Annotated in this window: 20 protein-coding genes and 1 tRNA gene; 11 read left to right on the top strand and 10 right to left on the bottom strand. The window is 66.9% G+C overall.

All coding sequences use genetic code 11. The features are described 5' to 3' along the window. The first annotated feature begins 114 nt into the window (after positions 1-114). The 5 genes from OG474_RS08225 (at position 115) to OG474_RS08205 (ending at position 6,064) form a co-directional block, all read left to right on the top strand. Positions 115-1,998, top strand: coding sequence for a GTP-binding protein (locus tag OG474_RS08225; protein WP_405061622.1), 1,884 nt, complete (start codon positions 115-117; stop codon positions 1,996-1,998). Beyond that, positions 1,995-2,813 carry a hypothetical protein gene (locus OG474_RS08220; RefSeq protein ID WP_405061621.1) on the top strand — a complete coding sequence of 273 codons (819 nt, stop codon included), beginning with the start codon at positions 1,995-1,997 and terminating at the stop codon, positions 2,811-2,813. Before OG474_RS08225 ends, OG474_RS08220 begins: the two co-directional genes overlap by 4 nt. A 91-nt stretch (positions 2,814-2,904) precedes the next feature. Continuing rightward, a complete protein-coding gene (locus tag OG474_RS08215) occupies positions 2,905-3,393 on the top strand; it encodes a DUF2199 domain-containing protein (protein ID WP_405061620.1) in 489 nt (162 codons plus the stop codon). After that, the gene (locus tag OG474_RS08210) at positions 3,390-3,770 is read left to right on the top strand and encodes a hypothetical protein (RefSeq protein ID WP_405061619.1); all 381 of its coding nucleotides are present in this window, start codon (positions 3,390-3,392) and stop codon (positions 3,768-3,770) included. Before OG474_RS08215 ends, OG474_RS08210 begins: the two co-directional genes overlap by 4 nt. 509 nt (positions 3,771-4,279) lie before the next feature. Then, positions 4,280-6,064: an ABC-F family ATP-binding cassette domain-containing protein gene (locus OG474_RS08205; protein ID WP_405061618.1), complete on the top strand. Its 1,785-nt coding sequence runs from the start codon at positions 4,280-4,282 to the stop codon at positions 6,062-6,064. A 413-nt stretch (positions 6,065-6,477) separates the two neighbouring features. Here the strand turns inward: OG474_RS08205 and OG474_RS08200 are convergent, their stop codons facing one another. Continuing rightward, the gene (locus tag OG474_RS08200; protein WP_405061617.1) at positions 6,478-6,975 is read right to left on the bottom strand and encodes a MarR family winged helix-turn-helix transcriptional regulator; all 498 of its coding nucleotides are present in this window, start codon (positions 6,973-6,975) and stop codon (positions 6,478-6,480) included. A gap of 102 nt (positions 6,976-7,077) precedes the next feature. Here OG474_RS08200 and OG474_RS08195 point away from each other — a divergent pair, with 102 nt between their 5' ends. Next, entirely contained in the window at positions 7,078-7,860 is a 783-nt protein-coding gene (locus tag OG474_RS08195) for a methyltransferase domain-containing protein (protein ID WP_405061616.1), read from the top strand. Next, on the top strand, positions 7,857-8,204 hold the full coding sequence (locus OG474_RS08190) for a VOC family protein (protein ID WP_405061615.1): 348 nt from the start codon (positions 7,857-7,859) through the stop codon (positions 8,202-8,204). Before OG474_RS08195 ends, OG474_RS08190 begins: the two co-directional genes overlap by 4 nt. 49 nt (positions 8,205-8,253) lie before the next feature. Here OG474_RS08190 and OG474_RS08185 read toward each other — a convergent pair whose 3' ends face one another. From OG474_RS08185 to OG474_RS08160, 6 genes are all read right to left on the bottom strand, one after another. Continuing rightward, complete coding sequence (locus OG474_RS08185; RefSeq protein ID WP_405061614.1) at positions 8,254-10,713, bottom strand: ABC transporter permease; 2,460 nt, start codon at positions 10,711-10,713, stop codon at positions 8,254-8,256. 1 nt (position 10,714) lies between these two features. Further along, positions 10,715-11,494 carry an ABC transporter ATP-binding protein gene (locus tag OG474_RS08180; RefSeq protein ID WP_405061613.1) on the bottom strand — a complete coding sequence of 260 codons (780 nt, stop codon included), beginning with the start codon at positions 11,492-11,494 and terminating at the stop codon, positions 10,715-10,717. A gap of 109 nt (positions 11,495-11,603) precedes the next feature. Beyond that, positions 11,604-12,272: a response regulator transcription factor gene (locus tag OG474_RS08175; protein ID WP_405061612.1), complete on the bottom strand. Its 669-nt coding sequence runs from the start codon at positions 12,270-12,272 to the stop codon at positions 11,604-11,606. Next, complete coding sequence (locus OG474_RS08170; RefSeq protein ID WP_405061610.1) at positions 12,269-13,453, bottom strand: histidine kinase; 1,185 nt, start codon at positions 13,451-13,453, stop codon at positions 12,269-12,271. The genes OG474_RS08175 and OG474_RS08170 overlap by 4 nt, the downstream gene beginning before the upstream one ends. Before the next feature lie 177 nt (positions 13,454-13,630). Next, positions 13,631-14,272, bottom strand: a complete 642-nt coding sequence (locus OG474_RS08165) for a TetR/AcrR family transcriptional regulator (RefSeq protein WP_405061609.1) — start codon at positions 14,270-14,272, stop codon at positions 13,631-13,633. 58 nt (positions 14,273-14,330) lie between these two features. Next, on the bottom strand, positions 14,331-15,332 hold the full coding sequence (locus tag OG474_RS08160; RefSeq protein WP_405061608.1) for an acyl-CoA desaturase: 1,002 nt from the start codon (positions 15,330-15,332) through the stop codon (positions 14,331-14,333). Between the two features lie 122 nt (positions 15,333-15,454). On the opposite strand from OG474_RS08160, the gene OG474_RS08155 reads away from it, so the two are divergent. The 3 genes from OG474_RS08155 to OG474_RS08145 all read left to right on the top strand — a co-directional run bounded on the left by OG474_RS08155 (position 15,455) and on the right by OG474_RS08145 (position 17,010). Beyond that, positions 15,455-15,526: transfer RNA gene (locus tag OG474_RS08155), tRNA-Gln, on the top strand. Positions 15,527-15,591: 65 nt separating this feature from the next. Beyond that, positions 15,592-16,530, top strand: a complete 939-nt coding sequence (gene pip / locus OG474_RS08150) for a prolyl aminopeptidase (protein WP_405061607.1) — start codon at positions 15,592-15,594, stop codon at positions 16,528-16,530. Positions 16,531-16,572: 42 nt separating this feature from the next. Continuing rightward, entirely contained in the window at positions 16,573-17,010 is a 438-nt protein-coding gene (locus OG474_RS08145) for a hypothetical protein (protein ID WP_405061606.1), read from the top strand. Here OG474_RS08145 and OG474_RS08140 read toward each other — a convergent pair. From OG474_RS08140 to OG474_RS08130, 3 genes are all read right to left on the bottom strand, one after another. Next, positions 17,007-17,372 (bottom strand): VOC family protein, encoded by a 366-nt coding sequence (locus tag OG474_RS08140; protein WP_405061605.1) that lies wholly within the window; start codon positions 17,370-17,372, stop codon positions 17,007-17,009. The two genes, OG474_RS08145 and OG474_RS08140, sit on opposite strands and share 4 nt — an antisense overlap. A gap of 10 nt (positions 17,373-17,382) precedes the next feature. Further along, complete coding sequence (locus OG474_RS08135) at positions 17,383-17,778, bottom strand: HIT family protein (RefSeq protein ID WP_405061604.1); 396 nt, start codon at positions 17,776-17,778, stop codon at positions 17,383-17,385. A 77-nt stretch (positions 17,779-17,855) separates the two neighbouring features. Beyond that, on the bottom strand, positions 17,856-18,203 hold the full coding sequence (locus OG474_RS08130) for a VOC family protein (RefSeq protein WP_405061603.1): 348 nt from the start codon (positions 18,201-18,203) through the stop codon (positions 17,856-17,858). 40 nt (positions 18,204-18,243) lie between these two features. Here OG474_RS08130 and OG474_RS08125 point away from each other — a divergent pair, with 40 nt between their 5' ends. Beyond that, positions 18,244-18,903, top strand: a complete 660-nt coding sequence (locus tag OG474_RS08125; RefSeq protein ID WP_405061602.1) for a class I SAM-dependent methyltransferase — start codon at positions 18,244-18,246, stop codon at positions 18,901-18,903. Positions 18,904-18,913 lie beyond the last annotated feature (10 nt).

Genomic DNA, 18,913 nt, shown 5'->3' with positions numbered 1-18,913 from the left:
CATTGCGAATGATCCATCGGACGGAGAAGGAGAACGGGATGCGGTGCTCAGTGATCTGCCTGACCAGGACTGATCACTTCGAAGCATTCGCGAGGACCGTTGAACTCTTTGACGATGGGTATTGTGGCGCATGTCGACGCCGGTAAGACCAGCCTGACCGAGCGGCTGCTGTATGCCGCCGGCATCATCGACCACGTCGGCCGGGTCGACGACGGGGACACCCAGACCGATTCCATGGAGCTGGAACGCCGCCGCGGCATCACGATCCGCTCGGCCGTGGTCTCGTTCGCCCTGGGCGACCTGCCGGTCAACCTGATCGACACCCCGGGACACTCGGACTTCATCGCCGAGGTCGAACGGGCGCTGTCCGTGCTGGACGGCGCCGTACTGGTGCTGTCCGCGGTCGAGGGCGTCCAGGCGCAGACCCGCCTGCTGATGCGGACGCTGACCCGGCTGCGCATTCCGACACTGCTGTTCGTAAACAAGATCGACCGCGTCGGTGCTCGTTACGACTCACTCCTTGCCGACATCCGGCGGCTGCTGACGCCGGATGCGCTGCCGATGAGTGTGGTGGAGGGCCTGGGTACTCGCGCGGCCGTTGTCGGGAGCCTCGTCGACTTCGGCGAGTTCCTTGCTGAGCGCAACGATGTCTTCTTGCGGCGCTACCTCGAGGATGAGCTTCTCGACTACTCGCATGAGCTTCGCGAGCAGGTCGCCGCGGGGCGCGCTCACCCCGTGTACTTCGGTTCCGCGATGACGGGGATCGGCGTACCGGAATTGATCGCCGGGATTCGTGCTTGGTTGCCTGTTGCAACCTCGTCTCCTGAGAAGCCCTTGCAGGCCAAGGTTTTCAAGGTCGAACGCGGTGCTGCTGGTCAAAAGGTCGCCTCCGCGCGGATCTTCGACGGCACCCTCACCGCCCGCGCGTACGTCGACGTGCACCCCGCCGGCGGACCGCCGTACCAGGTCCGTCCGAGCGCGATCGACCTGTACGACGCCGGCTCTCGTCGTACCGTCTCGTCCGCGGAGGCCGGGCAGATCGTGGCGCTGCGCGGGTTGAAGGACATCCGGATCGGCGACCAGCTCGGCGTGCCGTCCGTTGCCGTCGGCCAGCTCTTCGCCCGCCCCACCTTGGAAACCGTCGTCACTGCCCGCGACCGCGTCAAACTCTTCCAGGCCCTCACCCAGCTCGCCGAACAGGACCCGCTCATCCAGGTCCACCAGGCTGCCGACATCACGGTCCGCCTGTACGGCGAGGTGCAGAAGGAAGTCATCGCGTCGTTGCTGGAGTCCGAGTACGGGCTCGACGTGACCTTCAGTGAGACCAGCCCGATCTACATCGAACGCCTCAACGGCACCGGTACCGCCCACCGCGAGATCAGTGCCCCCGGCAACCATTGGACCGCCGGCCTGGGCTTCCGCGTCTCGCCGTACGAGGAAGGCATCCTCTACCACCTGGACGTCGAACTAGGCGGCCTCCCCAGAGCCTTCCACACCGCCATCGAAGAAGCAGTCCGCCAAACCCTCCACCAAGGCCTCTACGGCTGGGAGATCCCCAACATTCGTGTAGACCTCACCCACACCGCCTACTTCAGCCCCGTCACAGTCGCCGCCGACTTCCGCCGACTCGTCCCACCCCTGTTGCTCCAGGCAATCGCCGAGGCGGGCACCACAGTCCTGGAGCCCATCAACCACTTCGACCTCGACATTCCACCAGACACCCTCTCCCGAGTCCTGGCCCTCCTCTCCGAACACCAAGGCACCCTCACCTCCACAACCCTCGGTTCAACCTCTGCCCATCTGACCGGCACCCTCCCCGCCGCCACCACCCACACCTTCGAGTCCCACCTCCCCACCCACACCCACGGCGAGGCCCTCCTCACCACGACCTCCACCACGCACGCACCCACGTCGCCCCCTTACCCCGCCCGCCTCCGCACCGACGGCAACCCCCTCAACGAGAACGAGTACCTGACCCACCTGAACGGAGCCCGATGACCACCGGCTGGACGCAGGAGTGGCCGTACCACGTCTTCACCGACCCTGCCTTCGTCCTCAGCCTCCTCCTGGATCCTGACGAGCCCCTCGACCAGGTCTGCAACTGCGACGCCTTCCTCGACATCCCCGGCGAAGGCCGTTGGACCGCGACGATCTTCTCCGTCGACGAAGTACGCCGCCTGCTGGACCGCTGGCGCATCACCGGCGAAAGCTCGTACTTCACGGGCGTCGACAACGTCATCGTCCGCGAACCGGGGATCGATTCGATCGCCACCGCCGTACGGGAGCTTGTGGAGGACGGCTCGTACGACCTCGTCCTGGTCAAGTGCGATGACGACGACTCCCCGGATCCCCTGGAAACACTGGCCGAATTCGCCGAGATGCCGGGGGCGGAGATCACCGACGAGCACGTCCGCTGGGCGATCTATCAACATGCCATTCAGAACCCCGAGGTCCACCGCGAACTGCGCATCGCCGTCACCAAGGAACCGGTGCACAGCCTGGCAGCCGCTGTCGTCACCGCCCTCTTCGACCACGTCCCACCGAGCGACCGTCCGTCCTGGATCCGCGCCTTGCCCCGCCGCATGCGTGGCTTCCCAACCCGCAGGGCCGAGGAGATGGCTGTAGTCGAGGCCCACATCTCCGGACCGCCACCTATCGACATCTCCACCTGGTCCGACTGGCTCCTCCGCCGGGTAGCCGAATCCACCGCAACAGAAGCAACCCTCACCAAACTAACCACCGAAGCCCGCACCAAACGCTCCCGCAACCTAGCCACCCAACGCCTAACCACCCTCCGCCAACCACCCTCCTGACGATCTGGTTGAGGCAAACGCGGATCCCCGGCGGTCCGCGATCTCCACCTTCTTCGTCGGCGGGTGGCCGACGACGGCTGCTCACGACAAGATGGAGCAATGGCTGGGGAGACTTTGTGGTTGTGGGCAGTCAATCGACGGGGCGCACCAAAATGTGCGGTTCACGTTGCCGGATCCGGTGCTGGAGCTGCCGGCCGCCGAGGCGACGCCGGGGACCTGGATGAGCCACGGGACGGCGCGGGAGTCGGTGATGATGCAAGTGCCTGGCGCTGGGCCGTTTGTCCGGGTGTTGCTGCCGATCCAGCTGGATCAGGGACACACGCTCACCTATGGCGTTTGGCTGGCGGTGAGCCCGGACGACCTGCAGCGGACGTTCGCCACGTGGTGGGAACCCGAGTACGCCGACCTCCGGCTCAACGGCCTGCTGGCAAACTCGATCCACCCCTGGGACCTCCTCTACACCCCAGCAACCGCCACAGTCCGCAACCCCAACGAAACGCCATACCTGACCACCTCCCCAGACCCGTCGCTGACCACTGTGCTGACAACCACCTGGCCCCACGAGAAGACCCTGCGGTGACGGTCCGCCGAACCTGGCTGATCGACCAGCTGGATGCGCGCCCGACGATGGTCGGCGTTGACGGGACGTTCGCCGCCTACTCCGCCTTCTTCCGCGGTTGGCAGTACGGCGGGGGAGCGGAGTGGCTGCAGTCGTTCCAGGGCTGGTTGGCGGACGGGATGGACACGGGCTGGAATCTGGGCTGGGAAGGGCTGATTCTGCGGCTCGCACTCCCGGATCGGCCGGGGACCTGGTCGGTTTCGGCTGAACGTAGCCGCGAAGACGAGGCTGTGGTCCGACCTGTCTGGAAAATGAGGGGATCTCCCCTCAACTCGCTGGTTCTCCCCTCAATATTTGACCAGAGAAGGGCCCATTTGAAGGGATATCCGGTCAAATAGCGCAGGCCGGCAGACCCCGGAACGCAGTCCTTCGCCGTCGCGACGGGTCAGCCGCCAGGCCTCCTGATCGTCGGGAGCAAGCACAGCCCGTCAGCCATAGGCGAGGGAATCGCGGTCACCGACCGAACCGTCCGGCCCAGCTGAAGACCGCGCCAGCCACACTGCTTCAGTAGAACCGGCCGCGGCGGCGAGGCCACTGCGTACCTCGCCGGCCGGATCCGGGCGCTCGGATGGGACGGGCGCCTTCGGGGCGGAGGGGTTACTGGTCAGGCGAAGTGCCCAGCCACGGCGTACGCCGCCCGAATCCGACCTGCGGGACCACCGGCGACGCGCCACAACCTGGGGGTGTGAACAAGAACCGGTGGGCTTGAACAAGGTATGACCTGTTCACAGCCCCCACGGGGTATGCGAACCCCCGGGAGGTGGCGGGATCGGAATGTGCTTGTCGGCCGACCACTACCCGTCCTTCGGTACGGCTTGCCGTGGCGGTCGGTTAGGCTAAGGCGGTTATGGCTGCCGCTAATTTGGTCAACTTGGAAGCTGTGTCTAAGGGCTTCGGGACTCGTGTGTTGCTGGATGCCGTGAGTCTGGGGGTGGGGCGGGGCGACCGGGTTGGGGTGGTGGGGCGCAACGGGGACGGGAAGTCGACGTTGCTGTCGGTGCTGGCTCGGCGTGAGGAGCCGGACAGCGGGCGGATCACGCATATGCGGGATCTGCGGCTGGGGTATCTGGGGCAGACGGACGAGCTGGACCCGGACGAGACGGTGCTGCACGCGGTGCTGGGGGATGTGGAGACCTATACGTGGGCCGCGGATCCGCGGGCACGGTCGGTGATGAAGCACTTGCTGGGTGAGGTCGATCTCGAGGCCAAGATCGGCACGTTGTCCGGTGGGGAGCGGCGGCGGGCTTCGCTGGCGAAGCTGCTGATGACCGAGGTCGATCTGCTGGTGCTGGACGAGCCGACGAACCACCTGGACATCGAGGCGGTCAACTGGCTGGCCCAGCATGTGGTCGACCGGGCGGGTGCGCTGATCGTGGTGACCCACGACCGGTGGTTCCTCGACGAGGTGTGCACCAATACCTGGGAGGTCCAGGGCGGGAACATCGCCTCGTACGAGGGCGGGTACGCCGCTTACGTCCTCGCCAAGGCCGAACGCTCGCGGAGCGCCCAGGTCAGTGAGGTCAAGCGGCAGAACCTCCTGAAGAAGGAGCTGGCCTGGTTGCGGCGCGGTGCGCCCGCGCGGACGAGCAAGCCGAAGTTCCGGATCGACGCGGCGAACGCCCTGATCGAGAACGAGCCCGAGCCGCGGGACAAGCTGGCGTTGTCGAAGCTGGCGACCGCGCGGCTGGGCAAGGACGTGTTCGACGCCGAGGACGTGAGCCTGAAGTTCGGTGATCGGGTGATGCTCGATCACGTGACGTTCCGGCTCGGCCCGGCGGATCGGATCGGGCTGCTGGGGCCGAACGGCGCCGGCAAGACGACGTTCCTCAAGGTGCTGACCGGCCTGTTGCCGCCGGACCACGGCCTGGTCAAGCAGGGCAAGACGGTTCGCGTCGCCAACCTGTCGCAGCATCTCGAAGAGGTCGACGGGTCGGTGACGGTCCTCGACCACATCAGTGCCATCAAGAATACGGCGGCGCTCGCGGGGCACGGCGGTGAGATGACCTCGTCGCAGCTGCTGGAGCGCTTCGGGTTCACCGGCGACCGGTTGACGACGCGCATCTCGGATCTGTCCGGTGGTGAGCGCCGGCGGTTGCAGCTGCTGCGGATCCTGCTCGACGAGCCGAACGTGCTGATCCTCGACGAGCCGACCAACGATCTGGACGTCGAGACGCTGACGGTGCTGGAGGACTTCCTCGACAGCTGGCCGGGCGTCGTCGTCACCGTGACCCACGACCGGTACTTCCTGGAGCGGGTCAGCGACATGGTCTACGCGATCATGGGCGACGGCCGGGTCCGGCATCTGCCGCGCGGCGTCGACCAGTACATCGAAGACCTCGACGCGGGCGTCACCCGCCGTACGGATCCCAAGCCGGTCGAGACCGCGGAGCCGGTGCAGCTGGAGGCGCCGGTGGACGCGGCCGCGGTCCGGGCGGCGAAGAAGGACCTGAACCGGCTCGAGCGGCAGATCGCGAAGCTCACCCAGTCCGAGACGAAGCTGCACGACCAGATCGCCACGAACGCGAGCAACTACGAGCGCCTCGCCGAACTGGACGCGGAACTGCGCAAACTCGGGGACGAGCGCGCCGAGCTGGAAACGCTGTGGTTCGAAGCCGCCGAACGGGCCGAATAAACCCCGCGCAATAAATTCCGATCTGATCAAATCCATAGAGCTTGATCAAATCCGGAGCGCCGAGGAATGAGGCGGCGCGCCCTCCGATCCCCTGTGATTCGGAGGGCACGCCACCAAGGGTGAGCGGGCCCCGTGCCGGTCGTCGTTGTCCGGGCCCCGAGCCCCGGACACCAGCCGACCGCTTTCGGCGAACCACCTCTAGCCGCCGAAGTCACCGTGTATCTCAACGTTGTGTAGTCGATTCACCACCGACAGTAAGGACCCTAGTGGTCTCGGTCACTCAGTGTCGATAGTGCTCGGCTACAGCAGCCTCTCGATCTCGTTGCAACTAGCAACGATTCGGGAGATGCGAAGTGACGGGGTGTGATTGTGCAGAATGGCGACGCAATTCTGCGGAATGTGTATACAAAAAGTCAGTGCTTTTCCAGATCGAACGGCCGGACGAGTTCGCGCAGCAACTGCGCGATCCGCGCCTGGTCCCGGACGCTGATCGATCCGAGCAGTTCCCGCTCGTGGATCAGCAAATCGGCCATCGCCGCATCGACCGCGTCGCGCCCGGCGTCGGTCAGCTGAACCAGCACCCCGCGCCGGTCGGCCGGATCCGGAAGGCGCTCGACCAGCCCGCGCGCAGTGAGCCGATCGACCCGGTTCGTCATCGTCCCCGATGTCACCAGGGTCTCCTTTAGTAGCTTCCCGGGAGACAGCTGGTACGGCGATCCCGCCCGCCGCAGGGCCGCGAGTACGTCGAACTCCCACGACTCGAGCCCGTGGGTCTCGAAGGCCTGGCTGCGGGCCCGGTCCAGGTGCCGCGCGAGCCGGCTGACCCGCGACAGGACCTCCATCGGGGTCACGTCGAGGTCCGGACGCTCCCGGCGCCACGCTTCCAGCAGCCGGTCGACCTCGTCTTCCATGCCAGCGAGCGTACGCCATCAAGAGTCTTGACATCAAGAGATCTCCGATGCTTAATGTATCTCGACGTCAAGATAAATCCCCGAGCTGAGCAGAGGTGCAGCATGCGAGCGTCCCCCGTCTGGAGTCCGGAGCAGTACGGCACGTACGCCGACGAGCGCGGTCGCCCGTTCGCCGATCTGGTCCGCCGGATCCAGGCCGATGACGTCAAGACCGTCGTCGACCTGGGCTGCGGACCCGGCGCGCTGACCGCGACCCTGCGCGAAACGTGGCCGACGGCAACCATCGTCGGCCTGGACAGTTCGCCGCAGATGCTCGAGACCGCCACGCAGTACGCCGATGACCACCTCAGCTTCGAGTTGGCCGACGTACGGGAGTGGCAGGCCCCCGAGGGCAGCCTCGATGTGATCGTCACGAACGCCACCCTGCAGTGGGTCCCCGAGCAGCTCGACCTGCTGCCCGGCTTCGTCAAGGCGCTCCGCCCCGGCGGCTCGCTCGCGATCCAGATCCCCGGCAACGGCAACGCGCCGTCGCACGCGATCCTCCGCGAGCTCGCAGCCAAGGACCCGTACGCCGAATTCGCGCGCGACATGTCCTTGCGCCCCGATGTCCCCGGGCCGGCCGACTATGTCGACGTACTGAGTGCTGAAGGTTGTGTCGTGGACGCGTGGGAGACCACGTACTTCCACCTGCTGGAAGGCGACAACGCCGTACTGGAGTGGGTCAAAGGCACGGGCGCGCGGCCGGTGCTGCAGTCGCTTCCGGACGAGCTGCGTAAGGAGTTCGAGGCCGAGTACGGCGCTCGCCTGGCGGAGGCCTATCCGCAGCACGACTACGGCACGTTGCTCCCGTTCCGCCGCATCTTCGCCGTGGCGCGTAAGCGATGAGGCTCGATCACGTGCAGGTCTCCTGCCCGCCCGGCGGCGAGGATGTCGCCCGGGCGTTCTACCGCGATGCGCTCGGCATGACCGAGGTCGAGAAGCCCGAGCTGCTCAAACCCCGCGGTGGTTGCTGGTTCCGCCTGGGTGACGCCGAGCTGCACGTCGGGGTCGAGCAGGATTTCCGCCCGGCCAAGAAGGCCCACCCGGCCTTCCAGATCGACGATCTCGACGCGCTCGCCACGCAGCTCGAGGAGCGCGGCTTTCCAGTTGCCTGGGACAACGAAACGATCCCGGGCCGAAGGCGCTTTCACACCGCCGACGGCCACGGGAACCGGATCGAATTCGTCTGAAACACAGCGGCTCGCCCAGCCCCCTCAAGCCGGGCGAGCCGCTAGCTCTTTACTCCGTCGCCAGCGCTCCGGCCGGCGCGACCTTGGCTGCCCGGCGAGCGGGCAGGACCGAGGCGAGCAGACCGGCCACGGCGGCGATCGCCGCGATCGCGACCAGCAGTCCGACCGGTACGGCGTACTCGACCTTGCCGTCGATGGTCTGACCGCCCATCAGCGCACTGGTACCGGTCCAGCCGTAGATCAGCCCGAGCGCGATCCCGAGGCCGGCGGCAACCAATGCCATCAGCAACGATTCGATCGCGAGCATGCTGCGCAGCTGGCGCCGGGTCAGACCCATTGCCCGCAGCAACGCGTTCTCCCGGGTCCGTTCCAGGACCGACAGGCTGAGCGTGTTACCCACGCCGACCAGCGCGATCAGCACCGAGACCCCGAGCAGACCGATACCGACAGCCAGCAGGACATCGAAGATCTGCGTGTACGTCGACCGCTTGGCCAGGCCGCCGCTGACATCGAGCTCCTTCACCGACGGAAGCGATTGGCTCACCTCGTCGATGACCTTCGAGCCGTCCGCCTTCGGATCCGAGGCCAGCCAGTAGCCGGTGATCGGCGCGGCCGGTGCCAGTTGGGCGAGATCCGTCGACGTCAGGTTGAACGGATCCAGTCCGAGGCCGAGCTGCAGCGTCACCGTGAGCGTGTTCTTCCCGGAGACGATGGTGACCTTCGAACCCTCCTTCAGCTGCAGCCGGTCGAGCGTGTTGTAGTCGACCAGCGCCGTACCGGACTGCAGCTTGCCGACCAGCTCGGGGTTGTGGATGACCGACCCGGCGGTGGCCTGGTCGATGCCCGTGACCGAGTACTCCTCGCCCTTGGACTTCACGACGACCTTGTGGATCGGAACCACCTGCGTGATGCCCTTGATGGCCTTCAACTGCTCGTCGGCGCCGGCCGGCATCTTCTCGTTGTAGGTCATCACCGTCAGGTCGACCGGGTACTGGCCATCCATCGACACGTCGAACGTCTTGCGGACGGAGGCGATCCCGACACAGGTCAGGCTGATCAGCGTCACGCCGATCAGGAGCGCCGCGGTGGTGGCCGCCGTCCGCTTCGGGTTCCGGACCGCGTTCGCAACCGCGATGCGGGACGGAACGCCGGCCCGCGCCGGCAGTGCGCCGAGCACCCGGATCAGCGCCGGGACCAGGAGCGTGCCGATCGCCAGGACCCCGAGGAACGAGATCACGCCACCGCCGACACCGATGATCACCTGGTGCTTGGTTGCTGCGAGCGCCAGCAGCGCACCGCCACCGGCCAGCAGCAGGAAGCCGACGACCAGCCGGAACACGCCACGCTTCGACGCGGCCGCCGGTGCGACGTCCGGTCGCAGCGCGGCCAGCGGCGCGACCTTGGTGGCCCGACGAGCCGGTACGACGGCTGCCGCGATCGTGGCGATCGTGCCGAGCAGCAGCGGCAGGAAGATCGACAGCAGGTCGAGGTGCAGCGAGACCGGCGGGATTCCCCAGTCGAACTCGCGGGACAGCGCCAGTGCCAGCGCGGACAGTGCGATCCCGAAGACCACGCCGATCGCGGAGGCGACCACACCGACCACGGTCGCCTCGGCGAGCACCGAGGAGAACACCTGGCGTTTGGAGGCGCCGACACAGCGCAGCAGCGCCATCTCGCGGGTCCGCTGGGCGATCACGATCGTGAAGGTGTTGCTGATCACCAGGCAGGCGACGAAGAGCGCGATCACGGCGAACATGCCGAACACGCCACCCAGGACGTCGATCCCGTTGGTGTAGTTCTTGACCTCGTGCTCGATCCAGGCCGCGCCGGTGAAGGCCTGCAGGCCGGCCGGCAGCTGCGCCTGGACGGCGTCGGCCAGCGCCTGCGGATCGGTGCCGGGCTTCCCGGCGATCTTGATCCCCTGGATGTAGCCTTCCGGCTCGAACGTCTTCACCGCGGCCGGGGTCGCGACGGCGGCCCCCTGGCCGAACGCGCTCTGGTCGTCGATCAGGCCGACGACCTTCACGGTCCAGGTCTTCTTGTCGTACGACGTGAGCCGCAGCGACTGGCCCAGCGTCACGTTGTGCTTGGCCGCGAGCTTGTTCGGCAGCGCGATCTCATCCGTTGCGCTCGGCAACTTGCCGGACGAGGTCCCGGGTGAGGTGATCTGAGTGGTCTGCTGCAGGGCGTCGATGGGCAGCGACACCGGCCGGACCAGGCCCGGGAGGCTGACCTCCAGGTAGGCGGTCGACATCGGGACCATCTCCGCGACCTGCGGAAGTGCCTTCACCTTGGCGACGACAGCCGCGGTGATCGACTCGCGATCGGGATAGACATAGGCGTCGACACCCTTGTACTGCGCGCCGATCGTCTCGTCGATGCCATGTGACGCGGAGCTGTGCGCGGTCAGCGCCAGGGCGCCGAAGCCGACCCCCAGCACGATCGCCAGACAAGCGGCGACCAAGCGGCCCATGTGGGCGCGCAACGAGGAAAGGAGCGAACGTCGCACGTCAGGCCCCCAGCCGGCGCAGCGCGTCGAGAACGGTCTCCGGCTTCGGGTCGTACAGCTCGCCGGCCAGCTTGCCGTCGGCAAGCATCACGACGCGGTCGGCGTACGACGCGGCCAGCGGGTCGTGGGTCACCATCACCACGGTCTGACCGAACTCGCGCACCGAACGCCGCAGGAAGCCGAGGACCTCCGCGCCGGACCGTGAGTCCAGGTTGCCGGTCGGCTCGTCGGCGAAGACGACCTCCGGCCGCCCGACCAGCGCCCGTGCCACGGCGACGCGCTGCTGCTGACCACCGGACAGCTCCGACGGGCGGTGCGTGAGGCGGTCCTGCAGACCCAGTACGTCGACCAGCGTGGCCAGCCACTCCTGGTCGGGCTTGCGGCTGCCGAGCTCGAGCGGGAGCAGGATGTTGTCCTTCGCGGACAGCATCGGCAGCAGGTTGAAGGACTGGAAGACGAATCCGATCCGGTCCCGGCGGATCTTGGTCAGCTCCGAGTCCGGGAGCTTGGTCAGCTCGGTCTCGCCGAGCAGCACCTGCCCGCCGGTCGGAGTGTCCAGACCGGCCAGGCAGTGCATCAGCGTCGACTTGCCCGAGCCGGACGGGCCCATGATCGCGGTGAAGTGGCCGACCGCGAAGTCGACCGACACGCCGTCCAGAGCGGCAACAGCCGTGTCGCCCTGGCCGTACACCTTCCGCAGCTCGTGTGCGCGGATCGCCGTACGCGGCGTCCCGTCCTGCGGCAGCCGCCCTGCCGCAAGCTCACCGGTCTGCAAACTCATGTCACTCCCTGATTCCATCGACAGGCCCGCCCTGTCATGTCATCAAGGTAGTGAGAATCACCGCCCGGTACGTCGTCCTACGGAACGTCTTTGACGTAGTACCTGAGTATTACTTGGCCGCGCGGACGAGCCCGGTCTCGTACCCGAGAACGACCAGCGCGACCCGGTCCCGCAGGCCGGTCTTGGCCAGGATGCGGCCGATGTGCGTCTTCACTGTTGCCTCGGACAACGTGAAGAGCTTGGCGATCTCGGTGTTCGACAGGCCGCGCGCTACCTCGACCAGCACTTCGCGTTCGCGGGCGGTCAGCTGAGCCAGATCGGGACGCTCGACCCCCGAATCGGGCAGGGAGCCGGCGAAATGCTCGAGCAGACGCCTCGTCGTACTGGGGGAGACCACGGCGTCGCCGGAGTGCACCTGACGGATCGCCGACAGCAGGTCGGCCGGCGGGGTATTCTTGAGCAGGAAGCCCGCGGCGCCGGCCTTGATGGCAGCGAAGGCGTACTCGTCCAGGTCGAAGGTGGTCAGCACGATCACCTTCGGGGCCTGCGGCAACGACTGGAGCTGGGCGGTCGCCTGGACACCATCCAGACGCGGCATCCGGACGTCCATCAGGACGACGTCGCACGCGGTCACCGAGATCTTCTCGACCGCCTCGCCACCGTCACCAGCCTGCCCGACCACCCGCATGTCCGGCTGGGAGTCCACGAGCATCGTGAAGCCGGCCCGGACCAGCTCCTGGTCGTCCACCAGAAAGACCCGGATCACTTCATCGGTCACTGCACGCCTCCGTTGGGCAGGTTGTACGGGAGCTTGGCGATCACCTCGTAACCGCCGCCCGCCTTCGGTCCCGCGCTCACCGTACCGCCCGACACCGAGGCGCGTTGATGCATCCCCACCAGGCCGTGACCCGGCTCCGTACTCGGGGCGACGCCACCGCCGCGGCCGTCATCGGTGACCACCACGGTCAGCATCTCGCGCCCGAAGTCCATCGTGACGGACGTGCGCGCTCCCGGCCCGGCGTGTTTCAGCGTGTTCGTCAGCCCCTCCTGCACGATCCGGTACGCCGTCAGTCCGAGCAGCGCGGGCAGATCCCGCGGGGCGCCGGTGACCTGGTAGTCGACCGACAGGCCGGCGGAGCGGACGTTCTCGATCAGCTCGGGGAGGCTGGAGACACCCGGCTGGGGGCGTGGCTGGTTCGGATCGAGTTCGCGCTGCTCGTCGGCCTTGAGCAGGCCGAGCATCTTGCGCATCTCGGTCAGGCTCGCGCGGCCGGTGTCGCCGATCGTGGCGAGTGCCTTCTTCGCGGCCTCGGGGGACTGGTCGGCGGCGTACAGACCGCCGTCGGCCTGGACGATCATGATCGACAGGCCGTGCGCGACCACGTCGTGGATCTCGCGGGCGATCCGGGTCCGCTCGGCCGAGACGGCCAGTTTGGACTCGCGATCGCGGGTGCGCTCCGCCTGGACAGCACGTTCCTCGAGTTGAGCGACGTACAGGCCTCTGGTCCGGCGGCGTTCGCCGAGCGCCCAGACGCCGAAGACGAGCGCGCCGAGGGCGATCATCATGGTCACCTGCTGGCGCCAGTCGTCGTTCGCCCAGTAGCGGGAGGTCGCCATCAGGACGCCGAGGCCGCCGACGCCGAGCGCGATCCGGCTGTAGCGGACGTCGCCGTACACGGAGATCGCGTAGAGGGCGACCAGCAGGCCGATGTTGCCCGGCTGCAGTTCGATGTTGGCGAGCCACTGCAGGACGGCGATCCCGGAGACGGCGAAGAAGACCGCCTCGGGGTGCGTGCGGCGCCAGATCAGCGGGCCGATCATCGCGAGACCGACGATGCCGCCCCAGTTGGCCTGCGCCAGGCCGAGGAAGCCGGCCGACACACCCAGGGCGCCCGCGAACAGCAGGTCGAACGCCTTGCTGCGCGCAGGCAGCGGCCGCGCGGTCAGAAACCCCGTCATGCGGGCCAGCGTACGGCGGGCAGGTGGGGTTGCGGGTCAGCCCACGGTCGGACATCGCCGTACGACCGTGGTCGGCGGACCCCAGCCACTCACCAACTCCGCCGGCAGCCTCCGGCGCACGCTCAGCGCCGGTCTCACCGAGGCGATTTTCCGAGGTTGGTGAGTCGGGGCGGTCCGCTATTTGTGCGGTCGGGTCGACAACACCGGTTTCGCCTCCAGCCCCGACAACCCGTTCCAGGCGAGGTTGACGAGGTGGGCGGCGACGTCCTGCTTGCGGGGGCGGCGCGCGTCGAGCCACCACTGGCCGGTGAGCGCGACCATGCCGACCAGCATCTGGGCGTACATCGGGGCGTTCTTCGGATCCAGGCCGCGGCGCTTGAAGTTCTCGGCCAGGATGTGTTCGACCCGGGTGCCGACATCGCTCAGGATCGAGATGAACGATCCCGTCGCGGACCCGACCGGCGAGTCCCGGACCAGGATCCGGAAGCCGTCGGAGTTGTTCTCGATGTAGTCGAGCAGCGCCAGCGCCGCCTGCTCGACCAGCTCGTGCGCCCGGCCCGCGGTGAGCGACTGGGTGACACCGTCGAGCAGAGCGCGGACCTCGCGGTCCACGACCACGGCGTACAGGCCTTCCTTGCCGCCGAAGTGTTCGTAGACGACCGGCTTGGAGACCTCGGAGCGGGCCGCGATCTCCTCGACCGAGGTCGCTTCGTACCCCCGCTCGGCGAACAGGCCGCGGGCGACGTTGATGAGCTGCTCGCGACGCTCGGCACTGGTCATCCGGATCCGGCCGGACCGGCGCGGTTTGGGTTCAGTCACGTCGAGATCACGTCAGCATCATGCCGTACTTCGGGTGTTGCCGGTGGGAGTTTTACGGTCAGGCCGCTTTCAAGGTACGGCGTGCGTCGTCCACGCGGCGGGCTTCCAGGCGTTCCTTGACCGGCCAGCGCACGTCGCTCACCCAGCCCGCCTTCTCGAAGACCCAGATCATCCGGGCCGAGGTGTCGAGCTGTCCCTTCAGGACGCCGTGGCGGGCGCAGGTCGGGTCCGAGTGGTGCAGGTTGTGCCACGACTCGCCTTGGCTCAGGATCGCCAGCCACCACACGTTGCCGGACTTGTCCCGGCTCTTGAACGGCCGGTCGCCGATGGTGTGGCAGATCGAGTTGATCGACCAGGTCACGTGGTGCAGCAGCGCGATCCGGACCAGGCTGGCCCAGAAGAACGCGGTGAGCGCGCCCTCCCACGACCAGGACCACAGGCCACCGATCACGGCCGGCAGCAGCAGCGAGGCCGTCACCAGCAGCGGGAATATCCGGGACACCCGGACGATGTCCTTGTCCTTCAGCAGATCCGGCGCGTACTGCCGCTGCGGAGTCTGCTCGGTGTCGAACAACCAGCCCACGTGTGCGTGGAAGAAGCCCTTGGTCAGCGCGCCGAGGGTGTTGCCGTACTTCCACGGGCTGTGCGGGTCGCCGTCGCGGTCGGAGAACTTGTGGTGCTTGCGGTGGTCGGCCACCCAGCGGACCACCGGGCCCTCGATCGCCAGCGAACCGGCGATCGCCAGCGCGTACTTCAGCGGGCGGTTCGGCTTGAAGGACTTGTGCGTGAAGAAGCGGTGGAAACCGATCGAGATCCCGTGTCCCGAGATCGTGTAGAACACCACGGCGATGACGATGTCGCGCCAGCCCAGAAAGCCACCCCATGCGAGCGGCACCGCGGCGAGCACGGCCAGGAACGGAATCCCGATGAACAGCGCCAGCGCGACCTGCTCCCAGACCTGCTTCTGCTCACCCCCGAGCGTCCCGGTGTCGACGTCGAGTTCGGCGTCCTGCGCGGCACGGGCCGGCGCCTCCGGCGCGGCAACGGCGGGTGGAGTCATCGCTGTATTCCCTCGGTCGGAGGACGGCTTACCTACGCAACCGTAACCTACGGAGCCGTAGGTAAGGAACCCCTCAGCTTGTGGCCGCCCCCACTCATGGCAGACTGTCCGGGCAACCACGATCCCCCGTGGGGTAATCGGCAGCCCGCGAGACTTTGAATCTCGAAGACCAGGATCGAAACCTGGTGGGGGAGCAACCAGAACCCCCAGGTCAGAGCGCTTCTGAACTGGGGGTTCTGTCATTCCTGGGGGGAGACGGATGGACGCAGAGACCGAGGGCATGCTCGATGTCGGTGACGGACACAGCGTCTACTGGCGGGTGAGCGGCAACCCGAACGGCAAGCCGGCGCTGTATGTCCACGGCGGCCCTGGCTCGGGATGCGGCACGCATCCCCCCGGCCAGTTCGACCCCGCGCTCTACCGTGTGGTCTCGTTCGACCAGCGCAACTGCGGCCGGAGTACTCCGCATGCCAGCGAGCCCGTGATCGACCTGTCCACCAACACCACCGATCACCTGATCGCCGACATGGAGCAACTGCGCGAGCATCTGGGAATCGACAAGTGGCTGTTGTTCGGCGTCTCCTGGGGCTCGGTGCTCTCGCTGACCTACGCGTTGCGCCACCCCGAACGCGTCTCGGAGATGATCGTCACCGCGGTCGCCACCGGCCGGCATTGCGAAATCGACTGGCTGATCCGCGGCTTCCGCAGCTTGGCCCCCGAGGCCTATGAACGATTCGTCGCCGGGGTCCCCGATCCCGGCGACGACATCTCGGCCGCCTACCACCGCCTGCTCATGGACCCCGACCCCGCCGTACACAACAAAGCGGCAGCCGACTGGTGCGCCTGGGAGGACGCCATCGCCACGGTCCCGCCCGGCCGGGACGTCGAGCACGAGCCGTGGGAACCCCGCTTCCAGCTAGCCTTCGCGCGCCTCGTCACCCACTACTTCAGCAACCGCTGCTGGCTTGCCGACGACCAGCTGGCCCGCCGCGGCCATGTGCTGAAGGACATCCCTGGCGTGATCGTGCACGGACAACTCGACCTCGGCGCCCTCACCGGCAAACCCTGGGTCCTACACCACGCCTGGCCAGGCTCCGACCTGGTCATCGTCGAACAAGGCACGCACGGCACCGGAACAACAGAGGCAGTCATTGCCGCCACCAACCGCTTCGCCAACGCCCGGCACGGGAGTCTCTGAGACAGGGTTTTGTTGTCGGGGTCGGGTGGTTAGGATCGCGGCGTGACAGCGACAGCGTCTGGGGTGTTTCGCCGTACTCCGATCGAGCGGTCGGATCAGCGGGTCTCGTGGGAGCGTACGGATCAGGCGTTCTTCTCGAGTGGTGCGTGCCATGTGCTGGCCTGGGTGTGCCGGGACTTCTATCCCGAGCAGGAGCTCGGCTTGGCGTCGCTCTACCTGCGTGACGAAGAGCATCCGCTGCACACGGTCGCGACGTGGGGCGAGTGGGCGTTCGATGCGTCGGGTTGGAACCTCGTGTCCGAGCTCGTGCAGGTCAACAGCGAGTTCGAGGGGCGGCCCGTCGTACGGGTGGAGACGGTCACGACTGAACTTCGCGAATTCTGCGAGGCGCATGTGCATCGGCAACCGCATCAGTACTGGGCGGACCCAACCGAACGTGCGCGGGCCTACGTGGCGCGCTACGACCCGCCCTGGCTTTAGTCCGCCGGCGAACCCGCGAACACCCGAAGCACATGCCCGTCCGGGTCGGTGACACGAAACTCACCTTCATCGCCCGCATAAGGCATCACGATGTCGGCTCCGCCGGCGACCAGTCGCTCGTACAGCGCACCCGGCTCGCTGACGAACAACGCAAGCCACGTCCCCGGCTTCCCCTGGCCGTTCACGCACAGATAGATCTCATGCTCGCCCCACCGAATGATCCCGAAGTCAGCCGGCTCCCCGAACAACCCAAGCACCTCGAACCCGAGAAGCTCTGTATAGAACGCGATGCTCGCCTGAAGATCCGACACATTCAGGATCGGGTTGATATGAACCAAGGTCCCACCTGTAGAACCCGCCACGATCTCTCCTTCAGGATCGTTCGAAGTACGAACGAAGTCGGTCGGCGTAGGGCCCACGCTCGGCCCGAGTAGCCGGCGTCGGTAGGTGCCGGGTGTTGTAGAGATTGTCGCCGGGGTAACGCGGAAACACATGCACGTGGTGATGCCACGCGTCCTGGTAGCCGGCCGGCTCGTTGTGCTGACGAGTGGACACGCCTTCACACCCGTAGGTGCTGCGGATCGCGATGGCGATCTCGCGAACGGCGTCGTGGACCGCATGCCCGTCCGCCACGGGTAGGTCGTACAGGTTCTCATGGTGGGCATTCGGTACGACGAGCACGTGGCCGACGTTGTTCGGCCACCACCGCGATGCGACAAACGCGGTCGCTCGCTCACTCCGCAGCACAACATCCTCCTGGCTGGTCACCTCGTCCTCACCACCCCCAACAACCAAACACAACGGACACGCGTATCCCACCGGCTCATGATTGAACACAGCGCGCCTCAGCTGTTGCGGACGAAGCCGAGTTGGTTGCCGTCGGGGTCGGCGATGGTGAATTTGCGGGTGCCGTAGGGGGTGTCGAAGAGGGGCTCGATGATGGTGGCTTGGTGTTTGAGGGTGGCCCAGAGGGTGTCGGGGTCGTCTACGGTGAAGTTGAAGCGGCCGCCTCGGCCTTCGGCTTCCATGAGGGCGAAGGTGGCGCCGGAGTGGGTGACGAAGTGGACGTAGTTCGGGGATTCTGGTGGCCAGTAGGACTCGACTTCGAAGCCCAGGACCGTGGTGTACCAGTGGACGGCGTCGGCGAGGTTGGTGACGTTTGCTCTGACGTGCTCGAGTCTGGTCCCCTGCATTTCGCAAGACTGCCACAGGAATCGCGCCTACGCTGGGGAAATGCGTTATTGCGAGGTTGAGCCGCGGGAGGTCTACCGGCGGGTGGTGGCTGAGGGGCGGTCGCAGTGGAACGAGGTTTTTGAGGGTGGGAGCGGGTTTGGGGACTTTCCCAATCGGGAGTTTCTCGAGGGGGTCATGCCCGAGCTGCGGGCTGGCGGGTCGGTGCTGGAGTACGGGTGTGGGACCGGGCCAGCTGCGTGCTTCCTTGCGGGGCAGGGGTTTCGGGTCGATGCGGTTGACCTGATCGCCGAGGCTGTTGAGCTGGGGAGACGGTTTGCGGCTGAGCTCGGCGTGCACGTCAACTTCGGCGTACAGGATGTTTGTCGGTGGCCGGCGACTGTGGAGGAGCAGTATGACGTGGTCGTGGACAGCTTCTGCCTGCAGAACATCGTGCTGGACGAGGATCGCGCGGCGCTCTTTCACGGGGTGCGGGCTCGGTTGGCGCCGGGTGGGCGGTATCTGATCTCGACGGCCTTGTACACCGAGGATCGCGAGTACGCCGACGAGTTCCGGTACGACGCGAGCACCGGGATCTGCTATCGCGGCGAATTGCCCTATCGCCGCCAACTCACGCCGTCGGCGTTGCGCGCGGAGTTGACCGGGGCGGGATTCGAGCTGCTGTCGTTCAGCGGAAATAACCTGGTGTGCGGGCTGTCCTAAGACCGATACC

It is taken from the genome of Kribbella sp. NBC_01505 (genome assembly GCF_045040285.1).
Classification (GTDB): domain Bacteria; phylum Actinomycetota; class Actinomycetes; order Propionibacteriales; family Kribbellaceae; genus Kribbella.
Note: the sequence above shows the minus strand (reverse complement) of the source record. Positions and strands in the feature narration are given on the sequence as shown.

What these genes read in the sequence shown, in the direction of transcription:
- OG474_RS08225 (WP_405061622.1), top strand. Translation starts at nt 115, where the DNA reads ATGGGTATTGTGGCGCATGTCGACGCCGGTAAGACCAGCCTGACCGAG.
- OG474_RS08220 (WP_405061621.1), top strand. Translation starts at nt 1,995, where the DNA reads ATGACCACCGGCTGGACGCAGGAGTGGCCGTACCACGTCTTCACCGAC.
- OG474_RS08215 (WP_405061620.1), top strand. Translation starts at nt 2,905, where the DNA reads ATGGAGCAATGGCTGGGGAGACTTTGTGGTTGTGGGCAGTCAATCGAC.
- OG474_RS08205 (WP_405061618.1), top strand. Translation starts at nt 4,280, where the DNA reads ATGGCTGCCGCTAATTTGGTCAACTTGGAAGCTGTGTCTAAGGGCTTC.
- OG474_RS08200 (WP_405061617.1), bottom strand. Translation starts at nt 6,975, where the DNA reads ATGGAAGACGAGGTCGACCGGCTGCTGGAAGCGTGGCGCCGGGAGCGT.
- OG474_RS08195 (WP_405061616.1), top strand. Translation starts at nt 7,078, where the DNA reads ATGCGAGCGTCCCCCGTCTGGAGTCCGGAGCAGTACGGCACGTACGCC.
- OG474_RS08190 (WP_405061615.1), top strand. Translation starts at nt 7,857, where the DNA reads ATGAGGCTCGATCACGTGCAGGTCTCCTGCCCGCCCGGCGGCGAGGAT.
- OG474_RS08180 (WP_405061613.1), bottom strand. Translation starts at nt 11,494, where the DNA reads ATGAGTTTGCAGACCGGTGAGCTTGCGGCAGGGCGGCTGCCGCAGGAC.
- OG474_RS08170 (WP_405061610.1), bottom strand. Translation starts at nt 13,453, where the DNA reads ATGACGGGGTTTCTGACCGCGCGGCCGCTGCCTGCGCGCAGCAAGGCG.
- OG474_RS08160 (WP_405061608.1), bottom strand. Translation starts at nt 15,332, where the DNA reads ATGACTCCACCCGCCGTTGCCGCGCCGGAGGCGCCGGCCCGTGCCGCG.
- pip (WP_405061607.1), top strand. Translation starts at nt 15,592, where the DNA reads ATGGACGCAGAGACCGAGGGCATGCTCGATGTCGGTGACGGACACAGC.
- OG474_RS08130 (WP_405061603.1), bottom strand. Translation starts at nt 18,203, where the DNA reads ATGCAGGGGACCAGACTCGAGCACGTCAGAGCAAACGTCACCAACCTC.
- OG474_RS08125 (WP_405061602.1), top strand. Translation starts at nt 18,244, where the DNA reads ATGCGTTATTGCGAGGTTGAGCCGCGGGAGGTCTACCGGCGGGTGGTG.